Source organism: Micromonospora aridisoli (assembly GCF_056150025.1).
Genome location: NZ_JAXCFK010000004.1, coordinates 389181 through 409686, shown reverse-complemented (window position 1 = coordinate 409686; position 20506 = coordinate 389181). Strand labels below are relative to the sequence as shown.

General features: G+C 72.1%; 17 protein-coding genes. 6 read left to right on the top strand and 11 right to left on the bottom strand.

The annotated features are described in order from the left end of the window. Positions 1-52: 52 nt before the first annotated feature. The 3 genes from SM447_RS11335 to SM447_RS11325 all read left to right on the top strand — a co-directional run bounded on the left by SM447_RS11335 (position 53) and on the right by SM447_RS11325 (position 3641). Positions 53-1777 carry a DEAD/DEAH box helicase gene (locus SM447_RS11335; RefSeq protein ID WP_474572705.1) on the top strand — a complete coding sequence of 575 codons (1725 nt, stop codon included), beginning with the start codon at positions 53-55 and terminating at the stop codon, positions 1775-1777. 117 nt (positions 1778-1894) lie between these two features. Continuing rightward, positions 1895-3070: a class I SAM-dependent methyltransferase gene (locus tag SM447_RS11330; RefSeq protein ID WP_474572704.1), complete on the top strand. Its 1176-nt coding sequence runs from the start codon at positions 1895-1897 to the stop codon at positions 3068-3070. A gap of 118 nt (positions 3071-3188) precedes the next feature. Continuing rightward, positions 3189-3641 (top strand): helix-turn-helix domain-containing protein, encoded by a 453-nt coding sequence (locus SM447_RS11325; protein WP_474572703.1) that lies wholly within the window; start codon positions 3189-3191, stop codon positions 3639-3641. A 166-nt stretch (positions 3642-3807) separates the two neighbouring features. Here SM447_RS11325 and SM447_RS11320 read toward each other — a convergent pair whose 3' ends face one another. Continuing rightward, complete coding sequence (locus tag SM447_RS11320; protein WP_474572702.1) at positions 3808-4812, bottom strand: hypothetical protein; 1005 nt, start codon at positions 4810-4812, stop codon at positions 3808-3810. Between the two features lie 38 nt (positions 4813-4850). Then, positions 4851-7034: a RecQ family ATP-dependent DNA helicase gene (locus tag SM447_RS11315; RefSeq protein WP_474572701.1), complete on the bottom strand. Its 2184-nt coding sequence runs from the start codon at positions 7032-7034 to the stop codon at positions 4851-4853. A 92-nt stretch (positions 7035-7126) separates the two neighbouring features. Here SM447_RS11315 and SM447_RS11310 point away from each other — a divergent pair, with 92 nt between their 5' ends. Next, positions 7127-7921 (top strand): hypothetical protein, encoded by a 795-nt coding sequence (locus SM447_RS11310; protein ID WP_474572700.1) that lies wholly within the window; start codon positions 7127-7129, stop codon positions 7919-7921. Positions 7922-7970: 49 nt separating this feature from the next. Here SM447_RS11310 and SM447_RS11305 read toward each other — a convergent pair whose 3' ends face one another. From SM447_RS11305 to SM447_RS11275, 7 genes are all read right to left on the bottom strand, one after another. Further along, positions 7971-8717, bottom strand: a complete 747-nt coding sequence (locus SM447_RS11305; RefSeq protein WP_474572699.1) for an SDR family NAD(P)-dependent oxidoreductase — start codon at positions 8715-8717, stop codon at positions 7971-7973. Positions 8718-8822: 105 nt separating this feature from the next. Beyond that, on the bottom strand, positions 8823-9950 hold the full coding sequence (locus tag SM447_RS11300; protein WP_474572698.1) for a branched-chain amino acid ABC transporter permease: 1128 nt from the start codon (positions 9948-9950) through the stop codon (positions 8823-8825). Next, a complete protein-coding gene (locus SM447_RS11295) occupies positions 9947-10837 on the bottom strand; it encodes a branched-chain amino acid ABC transporter permease (RefSeq protein ID WP_474572697.1) in 891 nt (296 codons plus the stop codon). The genes SM447_RS11300 and SM447_RS11295 overlap by 4 nt, the downstream gene beginning before the upstream one ends. Beyond that, positions 10837-11565 (bottom strand): ABC transporter ATP-binding protein, encoded by a 729-nt coding sequence (locus tag SM447_RS11290; RefSeq protein WP_474572696.1) that lies wholly within the window; start codon positions 11563-11565, stop codon positions 10837-10839. Before SM447_RS11290 ends, SM447_RS11295 begins: the two co-directional genes overlap by 1 nt. Beyond that, the gene (locus SM447_RS11285) at positions 11562-12305 is read right to left on the bottom strand and encodes an ABC transporter ATP-binding protein (protein WP_474572695.1); all 744 of its coding nucleotides are present in this window, start codon (positions 12303-12305) and stop codon (positions 11562-11564) included. Before SM447_RS11285 ends, SM447_RS11290 begins: the two co-directional genes overlap by 4 nt. 6 nt (positions 12306-12311) lie before the next feature. Further along, entirely contained in the window at positions 12312-13517 is a 1206-nt protein-coding gene (locus SM447_RS11280; protein WP_474572694.1) for a substrate-binding domain-containing protein, read from the bottom strand. 363 nt (positions 13518-13880) lie between these two features. After that, positions 13881-15002, bottom strand: coding sequence for a glycerophosphodiester phosphodiesterase (locus tag SM447_RS11275; RefSeq protein ID WP_474572693.1), 1122 nt, complete (start codon positions 15000-15002; stop codon positions 13881-13883). Positions 15003-15197: 195 nt separating this feature from the next. On the opposite strand from SM447_RS11275, the gene SM447_RS11270 reads away from it, so the two are divergent. Together SM447_RS11270 and SM447_RS11265 are read left to right on the top strand one after the other, a co-directional pair. Next, positions 15198-16532 (top strand): TrkH family potassium uptake protein, encoded by a 1335-nt coding sequence (locus SM447_RS11270; protein WP_474572692.1) that lies wholly within the window; start codon positions 15198-15200, stop codon positions 16530-16532. Further along, positions 16522-17193 carry a potassium channel family protein gene (locus SM447_RS11265; protein ID WP_474572691.1) on the top strand — a complete coding sequence of 224 codons (672 nt, stop codon included), beginning with the start codon at positions 16522-16524 and terminating at the stop codon, positions 17191-17193. The genes SM447_RS11270 and SM447_RS11265 overlap by 11 nt, the downstream gene beginning before the upstream one ends. A gap of 9 nt (positions 17194-17202) precedes the next feature. Here SM447_RS11265 and SM447_RS11260 read toward each other — a convergent pair whose 3' ends face one another. Both SM447_RS11260 and SM447_RS11255 read right to left on the bottom strand, forming a co-directional pair. Continuing rightward, positions 17203-18855 carry a serine/threonine-protein kinase gene (locus SM447_RS11260; protein ID WP_474572690.1) on the bottom strand — a complete coding sequence of 551 codons (1653 nt, stop codon included), beginning with the start codon at positions 18853-18855 and terminating at the stop codon, positions 17203-17205. 71 nt (positions 18856-18926) lie between these two features. Then, on the bottom strand, positions 18927-20480 hold the full coding sequence (locus SM447_RS11255; RefSeq protein WP_474572689.1) for a fused MFS/spermidine synthase: 1554 nt from the start codon (positions 20478-20480) through the stop codon (positions 18927-18929). Positions 20481-20506: the final 26 nt, after the last annotated feature.

The following is a 20506-nucleotide window of genomic DNA, read 5'->3' as shown; positions in this document are numbered from 1 at the left end:
CGCCCTGAGGACATGACGGGGCGCACCCACGAGAGGGCACCCCCAAATCCACATGAGTGAGCCGATTCAAGACCTCATCGAGGGCCAGGAACTGGCCCCAACCGCCCCGGTGCGACCGGAGGCACCGACCTTCGCCGAGCTCGGCGCGCGCGCCGAGACGGTCGACGCGCTGGCCGCGGCCGGCATCACCCGCGCCTTCGCCATCCAGGAGTACGCGCTGCCGATCGCGCTGCGCGGGGCCGACCTGATCGGGCAGGCCCCGACCGGCACCGGCAAGACCCTGGGCTTCGGTGTACCGCTGCTGGAGCGGGTCTTCGCACCCGACGAGGGCGGCGACGGGCTGCCCCAGGCCCTGGTCGTCGTACCGACCCGGGAGCTGGGCATCCAGGTCGCCAAGGACATCGCGGCCGCCGGCCGCACCCGTGGCGTCCGGGTACTGCCGATCTACGGTGGCGTCGCGTACGAGCCGCAGATCGAGGCGTTGCGCAAGGGCGTCGAGATCCTCGTCGGCACCCCGGGTCGCCTGCTGGATCTCGCCAAGCAGAAGCACCTGCGCCTGCACGGGGTGCGCGCGCTGGTGCTGGACGAGGCCGACCGCATGCTCGACCTGGGGTTCCTCGACGACGTCGAGCGGATCCTGGCGATGCTGCCGGAGGACCGGCAGACCATGCTCTTCAGCGCGACCATGCCGGACCCGATCGTGACGCTGTCCCGGCGTTTCCTGCGCCACCCGATCACGATCCACGCCGGCCACACCGCCGAGACCGGCCCCTCGCCGCAGACCGAGCAACTGGTCTACCGCACCCACTCGATGAACAAGATCGAGATTGTGGCGCGGATCCTGCAGGCCGAGAACCGCGGCCTGACCATGATCTTCACGCGGACCAAGCGGGCCGCCGACCGGGTCGCCGAGGACCTGGACTTCCGTGGCTTCGCGGTCGCGGCGGTGCACGGTGACCTTGGTCAGGGCGCCCGCGAGCGGGCACTGCGGGCATTCCGGGCCGGGAAGATCGACACCCTGGTCGCCACCGACGTGGCCGCTCGGGGCATCGACGTCAGTGGCGTCACCCACGTGATCAACTACGACTGTCCGGAAGACCAGGACACCTACACCCACCGGATCGGCCGTACCGGTCGGGCCGGCGCGAGCGGCGTCGCGGTGACCTTCGTCGACTGGGACGACATGCCCCGCTGGCGGATCATCGACAAGACTCTCGGGCTGGACATGCCCGAGCCGCCGGAGACGTACCACACCTCCCCGCACCTCTACACCGACCTGCACATCTCCACCGAGATGACCGGCACCCTGCCGACCGCCGAGCGCACCCGCGCCGGGTTGGCCGCCGAGGTCGAGGAGGACCTGGGCGGTGGTCGCCCCCGCCGGGGTGAGCCGCGCGGCACCCGTCGTCGCGGCCGTGGCGAGGGTGGCCGTGGCGAGGGTGGCCGTGGCGAGGGTGGCCGTGGTGAGGGCGGCCGTGGTGACGGCGGCCGTGGCCGTGGTCGCGGCCAGGGCAGTGACGACACCGCCCCGGACGCCACCGGGACCGCCGCCGAGGAGGGCACCCGCACTCCCCGACGTCGCCGTCGTCGGCGGGCCGGCGAGACGGTGTCGGGCACCGAGAGCACGGCGCCGGCCGCCGACGGCGCTCCCACCGAGGCAACCGCCGGCAGCACCGAGACCGGTGCCGGTGAGGCCGCTACGCGCCCGCGTCGCCGCCGGCGCCGCCGCAGTGCCGCTTCCGGCGGCGGTGCGGCCACCGAAGCGACCACCGACTGACGTCCGACCGCCCGGACCGGCGGCGAACGACCGGTACTCCCGGACGACTCGCCGCCACCCGGGCGGTACGTCGTGCCCGGCTCGGCCGCCACCCGGCCGTCCCTGGAAGATGGAGCGATGCCCCAACCGTTGGACTCCGCCCTGGCCGAGGTCCGCTCGCTGCTGCTCGGACCCACGCTGACCCGGGCCGTGGCGGCCGGACGGCGGCGCGGCCAGCGTCCCTCGGTGGTCCGGGCCGAACTGCGCCCCGTCGCCCTCAAGGCCGGCCAGCGGCTGCAGATCTCCACCTCCGACGGAGCCCGGCCGCACACCCGCAACGTGAGTCCCGGACCGGAGGCGGACGCGGCGGTGGCGGCGCTGCTGGCCGAACCGTTCGGCAACTGGCACGTGGAGACCGCCGACACCACCCTGCAACTGCGGGTCACCAAGTCGGGCGAGGCCCAGGTGCACCGTACGGGTGCGAAGCGTGCGGTCGCCCCCGTGGCGGCCACCGGACACGACCGGGCCAAGGCGTACCTGCTCGATCCGGGTGACCCCCTGTTCGCCGAGATCGGCGGATCGGCGGCGAAACGACGGCAGGTGGACGCGTTCCTGCGAGCGCTCGCCGCCACCCTTCCCGACGGGCTGGCCGAGCAGCTGGGCCGCCCGCTACGGGTGGTGGATCTCGGCTGCGGCAACGCGTACCTGACCTTCGCCGCCTACCGCTATCTGTCCCGGTCCGGCCTCGACGTCGAGCTGGTGGGGGTGGACGTCCGCGACGATCAGCGCCGCCGCAACACCGAGCTGGCCGAGCGGCTGGGCTGGGCGGATCAGGTGCGCTTCGTCGCCGGCACGATCGCCGACGCGACCGTCGAACCGCCGCCCGACCTGGTGCTCGCGCTGCACGCCTGCGACACCGCCACCGACGAGGCGCTGGCCCGCGCGGTGCGCTGGCACGCCCGATGGGTGCTCGCCGCACCGTGCTGCCACCACGACGTGGCGGCGCAGTTGCGGCAACGGCCGGCGCCCGCACCGTACGACCTGCTCACCCGGCAGGGCATCCTGCGGGAGCGTTTCGCGGACGTGCTCACCGACGCGCTGCGCGCCGCGCTGCTGCGTCTACACGGCTACCGGGCCGAGGTGGTCGAGTTCGTCGATTCCGCGCACACCCCGCGCAACCTGCTCATCCGAGCCCGGCGTACGGGTGCCGACCCGACCGTCGACCAGCGCGCGGAGTACCGGGAACTGGTCACGCAGTGGCAGCTGACACCCAGACTGGAGACCCTGCTGACGCAGCTCCCGCCGGCTGGGTGACGGACTCGGGTCCCGCCACCGGGATCGTCTGGTCGGTCAGTCAATTGTCCGGTGCCGTTCCCGTACTACTCTCGAAGAGCGCACCGTCGGGTGCCGGTCGGGAGGGAAGACCCACCGGATGGGTTCGGCAGAGGTTTCGCCGCAGATGGCGTTCGCTCGTTTCGTGCGCCGTGCCATCGACGACGCCCGGGACGAGCGCGGCTGGACCGTCACCGACCTGGCCTCCCACACCGGTGTCGGTCGCTCGACGGTCTTCCGTTGGCTCGCCGGCGACTGGCAGGACTACCCCGAACTGGCCAAGGTCCGGGGTTTCTGCACCGCGCTCGATCTTCCGGTCGCCGCGGCCTTCCGCGCGCTCGGTCTGCCCGACGCGGGCGCCGGGTCGTGGCGACGGGGGGACGAGGGCCCGGTCGAGGCCGACGTGCGGGTGATCCTGCAACGGCTGGCGGATCCGGCCGTGCCGGCGGAGGAGAAGCACCACATCCGCGACCTGCTGCGCTACCTCGCCCGGCGGCCGATCCGCCGGCCCGCGGAACCCACCACCGCACCGATCCGCCGGACGGCGGGCTGACCCTAGGGCACGTGTCGAAGTCTCGGTCGCGCCGAGGCGGAGTCCAGGCGGCGGCCGGCAAGGCGGAGATTGGTCCGGATACCGGTGTCGTATCCGGACCAATCTCCAACGCCGCCGGTCGTTGTCTGGGCCCGCCGCAGGCCGGCCAGGGACTTCGACACATGCCCTACGGCACGGACACCGTGAACTCCGCCGTACGGACCTCTCCCCCGGTGGCGAAGTCCAGGTAGAGGCGGTACCGCCCCGCGCCCGGAGTGGTCAGCCAGAAGCGGATCGCGCCGTCGACCAGTTCCGCCTCAGGGTGCACGTGCAGGTAGCCGAGGTCGCCCTCGCGCAGCGCGACGAGGTGCCCGTACGCGCCGAGGTAGCGCTCCAGCGTCGGACTCCCGCCATCCGCCCCGGTGACCCGGAAGCTGACCGGCACGGTGAGGCCGGGCTGGGGAGCCCCCCGGTACTCGACGGTGAGCCCGTCGACCTGGGCCGTGGTGGTCGGGGCGGGCAGAGCGCGGGGCGCGTAGCCGCCGGGAGCGACCAGGTCCACGCCGAGCGTCGTCGCCGTCTGCCGGCCGTCGTCGGCGAGGGCCGTGAAATCGGCGTACGCCCGCCAGACGCCGGGCCACGGCAGCGTCAACGGCACCGACCAGGTGCCGTCCGCCGCCATTGTGGGGTGCAGGTGCTGGTAACCGGTCAGGTCCCGACGCACCACGATCACGTGCATCGGCTTGTCGTGCACGACCGCGAACCGGGTGACCGTCCGACGCTGTTCGTCGCGGATCTGGAACCGCAGTTCACCGGTCTGCCCGGCGGTGAACTCGACGGCCAGCGGGGTCAGGGTGTAACCGTCGCGGCTGACCGCCAGACCGCCGGCCTCGGCCGCCGCGTCCTGATCGGCGCCGTGCGAGTGGGCCCCCGCCCCCGGGGCGTGGCTGTGGTCGGCCAGCGCGCTGTCCGTCCCGCCCGTCGCCGGCGACCTGCCGCCACCGTTGATCCGCCCGAGACCGAACCCGAGCAGCACGGCCAGCACGAGTCCCCCGACCACCAGAGCCAGTCGCAGCGTGGCCCGGTCCGGTACGGCCGGGACCATGCCGGGGTCCTCACCCGACCGCCTCGACGGCCGCTCGGCGAGCCGCACCGACCCGAGCGCGGGGGCGTCGAGATCCTGGTCAGCCATGCGACCACCGTACCGTCGTGACCGCCACCACCCCCCGGCTAGGCGGCGAGGGCGAGGGCCAGGGGGAGAACGGCTGAGGCGCCTGCTCGGCGGAGTTCGCGGGCGGCCATCGTCATCGTCCAGCCGGAATCGACCAGGTCGTCCACCAGCAGCACCGGGCCGTCGAGACCGGCCAGGGCGTCGGCGAGGTCGGCGGGGACGGTGAGGGTGCCGTGCAGGGCACGTACCCGCTGGGCGCTGTTGCCGCGTGGGCCGTCGCTGGCCGCCGAACGGGCCGAGGTCACCCGGCCCAGCAGTGGCAGCCGCCCGACGGCGGCGATCCGGTCGACCAGCGAGCCGACCAGTGCCGGACGGGTCCGCGAGTCGACCGCGACCACGCCGGCCGGGCGGCTCGGCCAGGGATCGTCCCCGTGTGCCCACGCCTTGAGCACCTCGATGACGGCGGCGGCCACGTCATCGGGGACGGGACCGTCCGGCGCGGCCGGCCCGACCAGCCCGCGCAGTCGACCGCCCCAGCCGAGGTCCGACAGTCGCCCGACGGCGCGGCCCGGTAGCGCCTGCTCCGCCGGGGCGATACGCCCCTTCAGGGGTACGCCGACCGCCTCCAACCCGGTCGGCCAGAGCTTCTTGGGCGCGATCTGCACGCCGGGACGACCGAGGAAGATCTGTGCGGCGCTCAACGCGGCCGGTGACACCTCGGCCGGGAACAGCGCCTCGGCGCAGCGGTCGCACCGGCCGCAGTCGGTCGCCTCCGCATCGTCCAGGCACTCGCGCAGGTAGCGCATCCGGCAGCCGGTCGTCGCCGCGTACTCGACCATGGCCTGCTGCTCGGCGGTGCGGGCGGCGGCGACGCGGCGCAACCGGGCCTCGTCGTAGACCCACGGCTCGCCGGTGGCGAGCCAGCCACCGCGTACCCGGCGGACCGCGCCATCGACGTCGAGCACCTTGAGCATCAGCTCCAACCGGGTGCGTCGCAGGTCCACCAGGGGCTCCAGGGCCTGCGTCGACAGCGGCCGTTCGGTGTGCAGCGCGGCCAGCACCGCGCGGACCTGGTCCTCGGGCGGAAAGGCCAGCGAGGCGAAATACCGCCAGATGGCCGCGTCCTCGGCACCGGGCAGCAGCAGTACCTCGGCGTGTTCGACGGCCCGCCCGGCCCGACCGACCTGCTGGTAGTAGGCGATCGGCGACGGTGGTGCACCGAGGTGCACGACGAAGCCGAGATCCGGCTTGTCGAAACCCATGCCGAGCGCGCTGGTGGCCACCAGCGCCTTGATCTTGTTGTCCAGCAGGTCCTGCTCGGCGGCGCGGCGGTCGGCATCCTCGGCCTGCCCGGTGTACGCGGCCACCGCCCAGCCACGCGACCGGAGGAACTCGGCGGTCTCGGTCGCCGAGGCGACCGTCAACGTGTAGACGATGCCGGAGCCGGGAAGCCGGTCCAGGTGATCGGCGAGCCAGCCCAGCCGGTGCGCCGGGCTCGGCAGGTCGAGCACACCCAGCCGCAGCGACTCCCGGTCCAGGCTGCCGCGCAGCACCAGGACGTCCGGGCGCGGCCCGGTGGTGGCGGTCGGTTCGGTGCCCAGTTGCTCGGCCACGTCCCGGGTCACCCGGGCGTTGGCGGTGGCGGTCGTCGCGAGCACCGGGGTGCGGTCGGGCAGATTGCCGAGGAACGTACGCAGTCGGCGGTAGTCCGGCCGGAAGTCGTGCCCCCAGTCCGACACGCAGTGCGCCTCGTCGACCACCAGCAGGCCGGTGGTCGCGGCCAGCTTCGGCAGCACGCCGTCGCGGAAGTCCGGGTTGTTGAGCCGTTCCGGGCTGATCAGCAGCACGTCCACCGTGCCGGCGTGGATCTCGGCGGTGATCTCGTCCCACTCGTCCAGGTTGGCCGAGTTGATGGTGCGGGCCCGGATCCCGGCGCGGGCCGCCGCCTCCACCTGGTTACGCATCAGCGCCAGCAGCGGCGACACGATGACCGTCGGCCCGGCCGGGCCGACGGTCTGCGCTGCGGGTCCGTGGCCGTCGCGTGCCCGCAACAGCGCGGTTGCCACGAAGTACACGGCCGACTTGCCCCACCCCGTGCGCTGCACGCAGAGCACCCGGCGCCGGTCCACCACCAGTGCCTCGATCGCCCGCCACTGGTCCTCTCGGAGCCGGGCCTGCGCTCCGGCCAGCCGCCGCAGCACCGACTCGGCCCGCTGCCGTACCGCCGTCCGTTCCTGGCTCATCCGACGTTTCTACCAGCGGCGCGGCCACGGAGCCGGACCGCGGCCGGGAGTGTGTTCTACCATTCCCGTTCGATCCCGAAGAGAGAGACGAGATGACTCAGCGACCCGGCACCACCGCAGTGACCCGGCGTCTGGCGGCCGTGGCCGCCGCCCTGCTGACCGCGACCCTGGTGGCCGGCTGCGACGACAAGGCCACTCCGGAGGCGGCCCCACCACCGGACCCGAAGCAGGAGCTGCTGGCCGCCGTCCCGGGTGAGCAGGACCCAGCCTTCCGCTTCACCACCAGCGACGCCTCGGGTGACGTCTCCGGCGTCGTCGATCCGGCGAACCGGGGCATGGACATCGACACCGTCACCAAGGACAAGGACTTCACGCTGGAGATGTCCTTTCGCATGGTCGAGTCACGCACCTGGATGAAGGTGAACTTCAAGGGCGCCAAGGACATCCAGCGGTTGATGAAGCTGCCTACCAAGTGGATGGAGCTGGACCCGTCGAAGATCGAGGGTCCGGACTCGCTGCCCACCTACGAGGGAACCGACCCGGGCAACGTCGAGGCGATCATCCGGGCGGCCACCGAGGTGCAGGCCGGCGAGGCCGGGGCGTACACCGGTGTGGTCGACCTCTCCGCCCAGCCGGAGCTGATCGACGCCCTGGCGGGCGTGGCCGCGCTCGGTGAGACCACCGGGCAGGTGCCGCTCACCGCGGTCGTGGGCGGGGACGGCAACCTCACCTCGCTGACGCTGGCGATCCCGGCGGCCGGCAAGCAGAAGGCTTCCGAGTACGTCGTCGAGTACTTCGACTTCGGCAGCGCCCCCGAGGTCGTCGCGTTCACCGACGAGCAGGCACAGCAGGCACCGGCCTCCGCGTACGACCTGCTCAACGGCTGAGAGGGGGGTCGGGAGGCCGCACGAGGTCTCCCGACCACCGCTGAAGCCGTCAGCGCCCGAGCACCGACCCGCCGTTGACCCCGAGGACCTGTCCGGTGACGTACCCGGCGGCGGGACTGGCCAGGTAACGAACGCACTCGGCGACGTCGTCCGGTACGCCGGCCCGCTTGACCAGGGTCGCGGCCACCCGCTGGGCGTGGCCCTCCGGGGTCATCCGGCCAGCGAAGAACTCCGTCTCCGCGACATAGCCCGGGCTGACCACGTTGACCGTGACCTGGTCCGGTCCGAGCTGGGCCGCGAGGCTGTACGCCCAGCCGTGCAGCGCCGCCTTCGCCGCCGAGTACGCGTCGCCACCACCGCGCTGCGCGGCGATGGAGCTGACCAGGATCACCCGCCCGCCGGGACGGCGCAACGCCGGCCGCAGCGCCTCGGTGAGCAGGACCGCGGTGAGCACGTTGGTGTCCAGGGTCGCCCGCCAGTTCGCGGCGACCGCGGCCAGCGCGTCGCCGTCCGCGGTGTGGTAACCGCCGGCGTTGTTGACCAGCACGTCGACCGGCCGCCCGTCGACCGCCTCGACCACCTTCACCACCTGGTCGGGGTCGGTGAGGTCCGCCGTCACGGCACGGATCGCCTCGGGGCGACCGGATTCTGCGCCAACCCGTTCGGCCGTTGCCGCGAGCACCTCCGCTCGCCGGCCCACGACGAGCACCGAACACCCGTCCACGACGAGCGTCCGGGCGACGGCCGCCCCGATCCCCGTACCGCCGCCGCTGACCACTGCCAACCGCTCGCTCATGCCGTCCTCCCCGCCACCCCTGTTTCGCACAGGCCCCGTCCGGGAGCCGTCGATCATGAGGTTAGCGGGACGACACGCCGTTGTGTCGCCCCGCCAACCTGATGGTCAGCCCTTGGGCCGGCTGGGGCGCAGCGAGGCGCGGAGCAGGGACAGACGGGGAGCGAGGCTGGCCAGGCCGCCGGGGAAGAAGTAGACGGCCAGGATGAAGACCGTGCCGAGCACGAACAGCGGCTGGGAGAGCGGCCGGCTGAGGAACGCCGGCAGCGCGTTCACCGCGTCGGAGGTACCGAACGACACCAGCCGGTGATCCAGGTACATGTACAGGATGCCGCCGAGCACCGGGCCCCACCGCGTACCCGGCCCGCCGAGAACCACCATCACCAGCAGGGACAGGGTCAGCTCACTGCTGGTGATGTGCGGGGAGGCACCGCCGACGATCAGGCAGTAGACCACCCCGCCGGCCGCCGCGAGGCCACCGGCCAGGGTGAAGGCGACCAGCTTGAAGCGGTACGGGTCCAGTCCGAGCACCCCGATGCGGCGCTCGTCGTCGCGCAGCCCGGCGAGCACCCGGCCGGTCGGCGAGCCGCTGACCCGGTGCACCACGAACACCACCACCACGAGGTACGCCAGCGCCAGCCAGTACAGGTTGACCGTGTTGGCCACCCCGACCAGCCCGTCCGGCAGCCCGGCGACGTCCAGCGGCAACCCCTCCTCGCCGCCGGTGAGCCCACCGAAGTCGCGAGCCACCAGGATCGCGCCCACCTGCGCGAACGCCAGGGTCACCATGGCGAAGGCGATGCCGATCGTGCGTAGCGCCACCGCACCGAGCAGCCCGGCGAGGATCGTTCCGCCGACGATGGCCAGCGGCGCGGCCTGCCACAGCGGCAGCCCGGCGCGGGTGATCAGGATGTCGGTGCCGTAGACGCCGGCCGCGAAGTAGAGGGCGTGGCCGAAGGAGAGCATGCCGGTGCGCCCGAACAGCAGGTCGTAGCCGGCGGCGAGACCACCGAAGACCAGGCAGACGGCGAGCAGTTGCAGGGTGCCCGGTGAGTTCAGCGAACCCTCGAAGATGCCCGGCAGGTGCAGCGTCGAGTAGGGCAGGATCAGCGCCACCGTCAGCGCGGCCAGTGGCAGGAACGGGCGGATCCGGTGCAGCCTGCCGGTACCCGGCGTCAACTCGTCGGGCACCGCCGCCGGGGGTGCGGGAACCTCGGGACTCCTGACCTCGGTCATGCCGTAGCCGCCTTTCCGGCGATGCCCTGCGGGCGCAGCAGCAGCACCACGGCCAGCAGCGCCACCACGCAGATGTCGCCCAGCCCGGAGGTGCCGAAGTAGTTGACGAACTGTTGCAGCAGCCCGACGGCGACCGCCGCGTACGCGGACCCGACCACCGAGCCCATGCCACCGATGACCACCACGATGAACGCGAAGATCAGCAGTGAGCCGCCCTGCTGGGGCGAGACGGTGCCGAAGTAGACGCCGCCCAGTGCCCCGGCCAGCGCCGCCGCGGCCCCGCCGATGGCGAAGACCAGGGTGAACGCCTTGCGTACGTCGATGCCCAGGGCCGTCACCATCTCCCGGTTCTCCACCCCGGCCCGGATGATCAGGCCGTAGCGGGTCCAGCGGAGGAAGGCCAGGATCGCGCCGAGCACCAGCGCCGCGGCGACGATCAGCAGCAGCCCCCCGTTGGGCACCTGTGCGCCGAGGATCGAGGTCACCTGGCGGGTCCACTCCGGCCGCGGGAACGGTCGGGCGTCCGCACCCCAGGTGGCCTGCAACAGCGCCACACCGGCCAGTGAGAGACCGACGGTGACCAGTACCTGCTCGATGGTGCGGGAGTAGAGCGGCCGGATCAGCACCAGCTCCACCAGCACCGCCATCAGCGTGCCCGCGGCCACGCCGAAGGCGACCGCGACCACGAAGCCGACGCCGTCCGGGCCGACTCCCGGCAGGTTCCCCGCCGCCCACCAGGTGGCGTACGCGCCGACGCCGAGGAAGAGCCCGTGGGCGAAGTTGAGCACGTCGGCCAGACCGAAGACCAGCGACAGTCCGGAGGCGACCAGGAAGTAGAGGGCCGCCAGACCGAGCCCGGTCAGCGTCAGCAGAATGATCGCGTCCATCAGTGCCGCACCTCCGCCGAGCCGACGCCGAGCAGGGACCGGGTCAGCGCGGTCTCCAGCAGCAGCTCCTGGGCGTTGCCGGCCCAGGCGACCCGACCGGCGGCGAGCACCACCGCGTCGCGGGCCAGCCGCCGGACCACCGCCAGGTTCTGCTCGACCAACAGCACCGGCACGGATTCCGCGACCCGTTCCAGCACCTCGGCCACCTCGGTCACCACCTTCGGCGCCAACCCCTTGGTCGGCTCGTCGACCAGCAACAGCCGGTTGTCGTTGAGCAGCACCCGGCCGATGGAGAGCATCTGCTGCTGCCCACCGGAGAGCGAGCCGGCCCGCTGCCGGGAACGCCGGTCCAACTCGGGAAAGAGCGCGTACACCCGGTCGTACGCCGGAGTGGTGCCGCGCCGCTCGGCGAGCCGCAGGTTCTCCGCGACGGTGAGGCCGGCGAAGACGCAGCGGTCCTCCGGCACGTAGCCGAGCCCGCCGCGGACCAGGCGGTGGGTCCGCTGGGAGAGCAGGCTCCGCGGGCCCATCCGGACCGTGCCGCGTACCTCGCCGCCCGGTGGGGTCAGCCCCACGACGGCACGCAGCGTGGTGGTCTTGCCGACCCCGTTGCGACCGAGCAGCACGGTGACCCCCGTCGGGGCGACCGTGAACGACACCCCCTGGAGGATGTGCAGCCCGGCGATGCGGACCGACAGATCCTCCACGGTGAGTACGGGTTCGCTCACAGCGACTCCCCGAGGTAGGCCTCTTGTACGGTCGGATTGGCCATCACCGTCTCCGGTGTGTCGCAGGCCAGCAGCGCGCCGTGGTGCATCACGGCGATCCGGTCGGCCAGTTCGAGGATCACGTCCATGTGGTGCTCGACCATCAGCACCGCCCGGCCGCTGTCGCCGGTCAACGACCGGATCACCCGGACCAGTTCCGGCACGTCCTCGGCGCTGACCCCGGCCATCGGCTCGTCGAGCAGCATCACCCGGGGCTCGCCGGCCAGCAGTAGGGCGATCTCCAGCTTCCGCTTCTCGCCGTGGGCCAGGGTGCCGGCCAGCGCCGTACCCCGGTGGGCCAGGCCGACCCGGTCGAGCGCCGCGTCGGCGGCGGCGGCGACCTCCCGGTCGGCCGCCGCCCGCCGCCACAGCTTCAGCGAGCCCCCGCGGTGTGCCTGCACGGCGAGCCGGACGTTCTCCCGCACGCTCAGCGAGCCGAAGACCGAGGACGCCTGGAAGGTACGGCCCAGACCCAGCCGGGCCCGCCGGTACGGCGGCAGGCCGGAGATGTCCTGCCCGTCCAGGGTGACCCGACCTTCGGTGGCCCGACGCAGGCCGGTGATCAGGTTGAACAGTGAGGTCTTGCCGGCTCCGTTGGGGCCGATCACGCCGAGGAACTCCCCGGGTGCCAGGTCGAGGTGGACGGAGTCGACGATGGAGACCTCACCGATCCGCCAGGTCAGACCGCGGGTGGCGAGCATCTCCGGTCAGCCCTTCATCGCCTGGACCGGCGGTGCGGTCTCGTCACCGGTGAGCGCCTTCTGGGCGGTCGCGGTGAAGGCGTCGCCGCTTCCGGTCAGGCTCGCCTGGTACATCGGCTGGAGCAGCGCGTGGTCCTCGGCGCGGATGGTCATGGTGCCCTTCACGCTCTCGAAGCTCCAGCCCTCCAGCGCGGTGACCATCTTCTCCACGTCGTCGCCGCCCTCGGCCACGGCGCGGACCACCATCTGCGCGGCGGCGAAGCCGTCCGGGTGGAACAGGTCGAGCGTGCCGCCGGGGACCTTGGCCTTCGCGGCGGTGGCAGCCTCGGTGTCGCTGGCGCCGTCGAAGTAGTGCGACAGGAACGAGATCTTGCTGCCGGCGGCGCCGAAGGTGGGCCAGGAGGCGCGGATGTCCAGGCCGGTGACGACCGTGGTGGAGCTGAGCACGCCCTGCTGGTCCAGCGTCTGCCACATCGCCGGGGCGGTGGTGCCGGCCCAGGCGACGAAGAGCAGGTCCGGCTTGGCGGACTTGATCTGGCTGGCGAACGGGGTGAACTCGGTCGCGCTGGCCGGTGCCCGGACGGCGCTGACGTTCGCGCCGGCTCCTCCGATCACGGCCTTGACCGCCGCCTCGTTGGCGTCGCCGAAGGCGCCGTCCTGGGCGAACACGACGACCTTCTTGCCGGCCGGGTCGCCGATGAACGACTTGGCGGTCACCACGTCCTGGTACGACTGCCGGCCGGAGCGGAACGTGTACTTGTTCGCGCCGGTCACCGCGTCGGTGGCGGCCGGACCGGAGATGAACAGCACCTTGTTCTGCGCGGCGATCGGGGCGACCTGCAGCGCCACGCCCGAGGCCGTCGAACCAGCGATGATCTTGTTGCCCTTGCCGATCAGGTCCTTGGCCGCGGAGACCGCCTTCGCCGGGTCACCGGCGTCGTCGACCTCGGTGATCTCGATCGCCCGGTCGCCCACCTTGTTGGTGCCGTCGGTGGCGAAGTCCAGGCCGGCCCTGAACCCCTCGATGTACTGCTTTCCGTAACTGGCCAGCGCTCCCGACTGGGAGTAGACCAGACCAACCTTCACCGGCGCGGCGCTGTCGCCACCACCGTTGGCGGTGTCCTGGGGGCTGCCGCAGGCCGTGGCCGCAAGCACCGCGGCCATCATCGTGGCGGTGGACAGGACCACCCGCCGTGTCGTCCGGACCGTCATGTCGACTCCACCTGGGGTTGGGAGGGAGGGAGACTCATTTGACGGCTCACGCTAGAAGTGACGTCACCCACGGGCTATGTGGCGGCAACACACAAGTAACAAGGTTGGGGTGGCCCGCCCTTACAAGCTTGGCACCCCGGGCGCTCCTGCCCGCCGGAGCGATAGGCACCGCTCCCACGACACCGGCCCGCCATGTGTCGCTCACCCCCACGGTCCGCCACCCGCTCACAGGCGCGGCTGTTCCCTGGCGATGGCGGGTTGCGGCATGTCGGGGCGTCGACAACTTCGGGGATGTTGCTGGGTCGACCCACAGCGGAGGCAGCAACATCCCCGAAGTTGCAGGGCACCCGGATGGGGTGGGGGTCAGCGGCGGGGCAGGCCGGCGCGGGCGGCGACGGCGGTGTCCGGGTGGTCGGTAAAGACGCCGTCGAGACCCAGGCGGTAGAACAGCTCATACTCGGCCTGGATGTCGCCACGGGCGTTCGGGTCGGAGCCGATCCGGAAGTCCGCCGGAAGGAACTGGTTCTCCGCCCGGAAGGTCCAGGCGTGCACGATCAGCTTCTGCTTGTGCGCGTCCCGGATCAGGGTGGTCGGGGCGAGCAGCTTGCCGGCCGCGTCCCGCGGCACGATCAGGTTCTTGTTGGCGCCGATCCCGTCGGAGTACGAGGCGATCCACTTCAGCCCGGCGGGCGTCGTCAGATCACGGTAGGTGCGGGTGTCCCCGGCCACGGTGAAGTCGTACGGCCGGCCGGTGTCGCTGAGCAGCTGCACCAGCGGAACGTCGATCATCCTGTTCAGCTTGCGCAGGTTGGCGGTCTCGAAGGACTGGATGATCACCGGCGAGCTGCGCTGCGTCAGCTTGTTCCGCCGTAGCACCTGGACCAGCGGCTCCTCCAGCGGCAGCCCGATCTCGGCGAAGTACGTCGGGTGCTTGGTCTCCGGGTACACGCCGATCACCCGACCCCGTGCCTTCCCCTCCACCCGGGCGAGGTCGATCACCTCCTGGAAGGTGGGTACCTGGAACTGGCCGTCGAACGCGGTGTTGGTCACCCGCACCTGCGGCAGCCGTTCCTTGGCCCGCAGCGTCCGCAGCTCGGCGAGAGTGAAGTCCTCGGTGAACCAGCCGGTCACCGAAACCCCGTCGATGGTCTTGGTCGCCTTCCGGTCGGCGAACTCGGGGCGGTCCGCCACGTCGGTCGTACCGCTGATTTCGTTCTCGTGCCTAGCGACCAGCACTCCGTCGGCGGTCGGCACCAGGTCCGGCTCGATGTACTCGGCGCCCTGCCGGATCGCCAGCCGGTACGCCTCCAACGTGTGCTCCGGCCGGTAGCCGCTGGCGCCCCGGTGGCCGATCACGATGGGCTGGTCACCCACCCGTGCCAGGTCGGTGCCGCCGGCCGGCTTCGCCATGGCGACCATGGGCGTGGCCACGGCGGCGGCGAGCAGGGTCACCGACACACCGAGGGCGGAAAGGGTACGTCGCAACGCGGTCTCCTCACTCGTCGGGAATCGCCTCAGCAGACCTGTCCGGCCTGTCCGCCAGTTGGTCCGCAGCTGACGGCCGGGTGAATCCTCCGGTCTCTGCGTCGGTTGAAGCAGAGCCGAAGCAGCGACGGCGACCGAACCGTCGGGATGCCGGTTCCCACCCCGGGGAGCCTGGCGAAATCAGAGGATTGTCTGGTGCGTCGGTTCTTTCGTCACCCGGTGCGGCTCGTGCCGCTGGTCTTCCTGGTGGCGATCCTCTTCGGCACCGGGCTGCTGATGCTGCGCCCGATGACCATCGAGTACCAGCACCCCCCGTTCATGACGGCGCTCTTCACCGCGACCTCGGCGATCTCCGTCACCGGGCTGACCGTCACCGACACCCCGAACTACTGGTCCGGGTCGGGGCTGGTGGTGATCACCGTGCTCACCCAGGTCGGCGGGCTCGGCATCCTGACCGGCGCCGCGCTGGTGATCCTGACCGTGTCCCGCCGGCTCGGCCTGCACAACCGGATGCTGGTACAGGCCGAGACCGCCGAGTACGGCCTCGGCGACGTACGGCGGCTGCTGCTGCACATCGCCACGACGGTCTTCGCCTGCGAGGCGGCGATGACGGCCCTCGTCGCGGCCCGGCTCTGGCTGGCCTACGACTATCCGTTCTGGCAGGGGCTCTGGACGGCGGCCTTCCACTCCGTGCAGGCCTTCAACAACTCCGGGTTCTCGCTCTACCGCGACGGGCTGCTGGCCTTCTCCCGTGACCCCTGGGTCGCCGTACCCCTGGCGCTCGGCGGCATCATCGGCGGGCTCGGCTTTCCGGCCCTGTTCGAGGCGGCCCGCGAATGGCGGCAGCCGGCCCGGTGGGCGGTGGCCACGAAGCTGACGATCTGGGGCAGCGCCGCGCTGATCGGCTTCGGCGCCCTCGCGTTCCTGGCCACCGAGTGGGCCAACCCGTGGACGGTCGGCCAGTACGACGTACCCGGCAAGGCCGTCGCCGCGTTCACCCAGATCGCGTTGGCCCGTACCGGTGGCTTCGAGGTCGTGCCGACCGACATGCTCCGGGAGGAGAGCTACCCCCTGTTGATCGGCCTGATGTTCATCGGCGGCGGCAGCGCCAGCACCGCCGGTGGGATCAAGGTCTCCACCTTCTTCCTGCTCGCCTTCGTGGTCTGGGCGGAGATCCGAGGCGAGCCGGACGTCACCGTCGGGCGTCGCCGGGTGGCCACCTCCAGCCAGCGGCAGGCACTCACCGTCGCGCTGCTCAGCGTCGCGATCATCGCGGCGGGCACCACCGCGCTGATCGCGATGACCGACAGGCTTCCGTTATACGCGGCGCTCTTCGAGGTCACCTCTGCGTTCAGCACCACCGGGCTCTCGGTGGGTGTCCTGTCGTCCCTCTCGGACGGGGGGCAGATGCTGCTGACCGTCCTCATGTACGTGGGTCGGGTCGGCCCGCTCACCTTCGGCTCGGCGATCGCCCTGAACACCCGGCGCCGGCTGTACCGCTACCCAGAGGAGCAACCCATTGTCGGATAGGAACTCGGACGACGGCGCCATCGCCGTGATCGGGCTCGGCCGGTTCGGCTGCCACGTGGCCGAATCGCTCGCCGCGCTCGGCCGCGAGGTGCTGGCCATCGACCGCAGCGGTGAGAAGGTGCAGAAGTGGTCGGCGATGCTCGACCGGGTGGCGCAGGCCGATACCACTGACGGGGAGGCGCTGCGCCAGCTCGGCCTGGCCGACATTCCGCGGGTGGTGGTGGCCATCGGCGCCTCGGTGCAGGCCAGCGTGCTCACCGTGCTGGCGCTGATAGAACTCGGCGTGCCGCAGATCTGGGCCCGGGCCACCTCTGCGCAGCACGCGAAGATCCTCTCGTCGGTCGGTGCGCACCGCGTGATCTTTCCCGAGGAGGAGACCGGCGAACGGCTGGCGCACCTGATCGTCAGCAAAATGCTCGACTTCGTCGAGTTCGGTGACGCCTTCGCCATCGCCAAGGTCCGCGTGCCGGAGACGCTCGTCGGCCATCGCACCAGCGAGGTGCGGCTGTTGGACCGCTACGGGGTACGGGTGATCGGGATCAGGCGTCCCGGGGAGAACCGGTTCCACTACGTCACCGACGGGCTGGAGTTCAGCCGCGACAGCACGCTCGTCGTGGAGGGAACCATCGACCACGTCCAGCGCTTCTCCACGCTGTCCTGAGCGGTCAACTCACCGTCCGGCACCCTTGCCGGGCTTGCCAGGCTGCGGCTTGGCCCCCTTGCCGTTGCCCTTCCCCGGCTTGGCCTTCTCCCCCTTGGCCTTCTCGCCCTTGGGCTTGGCGCCACCTGAGCCGCCGGAACCCGCCTTCCCGGTCGTTGCCTTCACCGTCTTGGCCGGCACCGACCCGGTGGGTGCCGGCTTGGTGGTGGGTGCGGTGCCGGCCACCCCGGAGACCTGTACCCCGCACACCGCCGTACCGACCCGGAACTCCACCGGAAGCGGGTTGGTCCCGGTGTACCGCCCGGTCAGGTCCAGCTTCTCGGTGGCGCCGGGTGCCAGTGCCGGTCGCTGCGGGGCCGGTTGAACCGCCACCGACCGGCCCTGCTGCCGTACCGGCGCCGGTGTCGCCCCGGTCACCTCCTGCTCGCCGGGGAACGCGAAGCTCATGGTCCAGTCACGCAGTTCGCGGTCGCCGGTGTTGGTCAGGCTCAGCTCCGCGGTGAAGTCCTTGCCGGAATCCTTGCGCAGCGCGTACGTCACCTGGCAGGGCGTGCCCTGCTCGCCGCCCATGCGCGCCTGGGTCGGCTGATCGATCCCGCCGCTGGCGGAGCTGTGCGACGTGACGCCCCAGACCGCCGCCGTCACGGCCATCAGTCCGGCGGCGGCCACCGCCGCCTCGACCCGGCGTCGACGGGCCAGCCTGCGACGGGTACGCAGCCCGGCCAGCGGCAGCGCGTCGGTTGCCGCGGACCAGGGCAGGATCGTCGTACCCGCGTCGGCCGACGACGGGTCACCGTCACCGACTCCCACCGGAACCGTCGGGACCTTGCCGGCCGCCTCCGCGAGGGTCCGGGCCAGTTCGACGGTGGTCGGCCGGTCCGCCGGCCGCTTCGCCAGGCAGCGGCGAACCAGGTCGGCGACCCCGCCGGGCAGACCCGACACGTCGGGCATCGGATCCGGCTCGCGGTACATGTGCGCCCGCAGCATCTGCGTCGTGGTGTCGGCCTGCCAGGGCAGCCGGCCGGTGAGCATCCGGTACAGCAGCAGCCCGACCGCGTAGACGTCGGTCGCCGGGCTGACCTGACCGTTGTCGAGCCGTTCCGGAGCGAGGTACGCCGGGGTGCCGAGCAGGGTGCCGTCCGGCCCCTTCTCGCTCTCCCCGACCAGGGCGGAGATGCCGAAGTCGACCACCTTCACCCCGGTCGACGTGAGCATCACGTTGCCGGGCGTGACGTCACGGTGCACCACACCCCGGGCGTGCGCGGTGGCCAGTGCGGAGGCGACCTCGGCCGCCACCGTGACCGCCTCCCGCCAGGGCAGATGTCCCCCGCGCCCCAGCCGCGCGGTCAGCGGGCTGCCATCGACCAGCTCCATCACCACGTACGGCACGGTCAGCCCGACCTGTTCGGACTCACCGTAGTCGTACACGTTCGTGATGTTGGGGTGGCAGAGCCGGGCGGCGGCCTGGGCCTCGATCCGGATCCGGTGCCGGAACGCCCGGTCGCTGGCCAGCCGGGAGGCGAGGACCTTCACCGCGACCTGTCGACCGAGCACCTCGTCGTAGCCGCGCCAGACCACCGACATGCCGCCCGCGCCGAGCTGCTCGACCAGCCGGTACCGCTCACCGAGCAGTTGCGCCTGCCTGATTCCCCCAGCACCCATGGTCGGCCTTGTTGCCCGACGTGAGGCCGGCTACACCTTTCTGGTCTGATTCGGTCACGGATGTCACCCGATCAGGCGGTGGCGAGCAGCTGGTCCACCGGAGCGTAGTCGTCGGTGAGCACCAACGCGTCCGCGACGAAGTCCGTCAGGTCGCCGCCGCTGAGCAGGCTGACCGGTTCGTTGGCGTCATCGAGGCGGGCCCGCACCGCGGCCAGCGGCAGCGGTGCGTCGCTGGCCAGGATGAGGAAGTTGGCGCCCCGCTCGCCGGCCAGCGACTCGGGCGGCGCGATCAGCGCGACGTGCCCGAACTCGGCGGCCACGGTGGCCACCTCGCTGCGGATGAACCGCAGCGGAGGGTAGTCGATGACGTTCTGCACGTAGACCCCGCCGGGCCGGGTCACCCGGCGGATCTCGGCGGCCATCTCCCGGGTGGCCAGGTGCCAGGGCACCACCAGGTGCCCGAAGGCGTCGCCCACCACGAAGTCCCGGCTGTCGGTCGCCTCGGCGGCCACCAGCAGCCGGGCGTCACCCACCACCGCCCGCAGGTCCGGTCCCTGGCGTACGCCGAGTCGGCGCTCGCCCAACTCGACCAGCCCGCCGTCGATCTCGAAGACCAGGTTGTCGGTGCCGGGCCGGGTGGCGGTCAGGTAGCGGGGCACGGTGAACCCGCCGCCGCCCAGGTGCAGCGCGTCGAGCCGCTGGCCCGACGGGGCGAGCACGTCGGCCACCGCACCGATCCACCGGGTGTACGCGTACTCCAGGTGGGTCGGGTCGGCCAGGTCCACGTACGAGTGCTGGGCCGAGTTCAGCAGCAGCGTCCGCCCGCTGGCCCGGCCCGGGTCGGCCTGCACCCGGGCGCAGTGGTACGCGGTCTCGACGTCGCAGGGATTCGGGGCGACCATGGTCAGCCCGGCTCCGGCCAGGCCGAGCACCGCCAGCGCGGCCTTCACCCGGGCCGGCCCCGGTAGGGCGGCCCGGTCCTGCCGGTGCAGGTACACCCCCAGCGCGATGCCGACGACGCCGAGCGAGGCGGCCAGCCCGAACAGGATGACGGTGCTGGGCAGGGCGGCGACCAGCACGAAGCCGGTGACCAGGGTGGCCGTGACGGCACCGAGGGTGCCGATGCCGGAGAGCCGACCGACCACCTGCCCGGTGCGGCGCAGGTCCGCGAGCTGAAGTTTGATCACCAGCGGGCTGACCGAGGAGAGCAGCATCGCGGGCGCGAACACGGCGACCGCGACCAGCAGCAGGACGGCGCTGGCCGCGCCGCCGCGCAACACCTCACCGGCGTACCGGACCGCCGGCAGGGTGATCGCGGTGGCGATGCCGGAGAGCACCAGCGCCGGTGCCAGGAGCGTGCGTGGGTTGCGCCGGTCGGCCAACCAGCCGCCCGCCCACGCCCCGTACGCGATCGCCGCCAGCGCTATCCCGATGACCGAGCTGGTCACCTGGAGGGTGACCCCGACGTACGGCCCGACCAGACGCAGCGCGGCGGTCTCCAGGACCAGCACGGCACCGCTGGAGTAGAAGACCAGGAACGCGGCGAGACCGTTGGGCAGCGCCCGGGCCCCGCCCGGCTCGGACGGTGCCGGCGGGACCGCCACGTCAGGCGATGGAGAGTTCATCGTGGCGATGGTACGCAGCGGCCCCG

Excerpts from the sequence above, each read along its gene's own strand:
- SM447_RS11320 (WP_474572702.1), bottom strand. The coding sequence starts at position 4,812 with ATGGCTGACCAGGATCTCGACGCCCCCGCGCTCGGGTCGGTGCGGCTC.
- SM447_RS11325 (WP_474572703.1), top strand. The coding sequence starts at position 3,189 with ATGGGTTCGGCAGAGGTTTCGCCGCAGATGGCGTTCGCTCGTTTCGTG.
- SM447_RS11305 (WP_474572699.1), bottom strand. The coding sequence starts at position 8,717 with ATGAGCGAGCGGTTGGCAGTGGTCAGCGGCGGCGGTACGGGGATCGGG.
- SM447_RS11335 (WP_474572705.1), top strand. The coding sequence starts at position 53 with ATGAGTGAGCCGATTCAAGACCTCATCGAGGGCCAGGAACTGGCCCCA.
- SM447_RS11310 (WP_474572700.1), top strand. The coding sequence starts at position 7,127 with ATGACTCAGCGACCCGGCACCACCGCAGTGACCCGGCGTCTGGCGGCC.
- SM447_RS11295 (WP_474572697.1), bottom strand. The coding sequence starts at position 10,837 with ATGGACGCGATCATTCTGCTGACGCTGACCGGGCTCGGTCTGGCGGCC.
- SM447_RS11300 (WP_474572698.1), bottom strand. The coding sequence starts at position 9,950 with ATGACCGAGGTCAGGAGTCCCGAGGTTCCCGCACCCCCGGCGGCGGTG.
- SM447_RS11285 (WP_474572695.1), bottom strand. The coding sequence starts at position 12,305 with ATGCTCGCCACCCGCGGTCTGACCTGGCGGATCGGTGAGGTCTCCATC.
- SM447_RS11260 (WP_474572690.1), bottom strand. The coding sequence starts at position 18,855 with ATGGGTGCTGGGGGAATCAGGCAGGCGCAACTGCTCGGTGAGCGGTAC.
- SM447_RS11255 (WP_474572689.1), bottom strand. The coding sequence starts at position 20,480 with ATGAACTCTCCATCGCCTGACGTGGCGGTCCCGCCGGCACCGTCCGAG.
- SM447_RS11315 (WP_474572701.1), bottom strand. The coding sequence starts at position 7,034 with ATGAGCCAGGAACGGACGGCGGTACGGCAGCGGGCCGAGTCGGTGCTG.
- SM447_RS11280 (WP_474572694.1), bottom strand. The coding sequence starts at position 13,517 with ATGACGGTCCGGACGACACGGCGGGTGGTCCTGTCCACCGCCACGATG.
- SM447_RS11330 (WP_474572704.1), top strand. The coding sequence starts at position 1,895 with ATGCCCCAACCGTTGGACTCCGCCCTGGCCGAGGTCCGCTCGCTGCTG.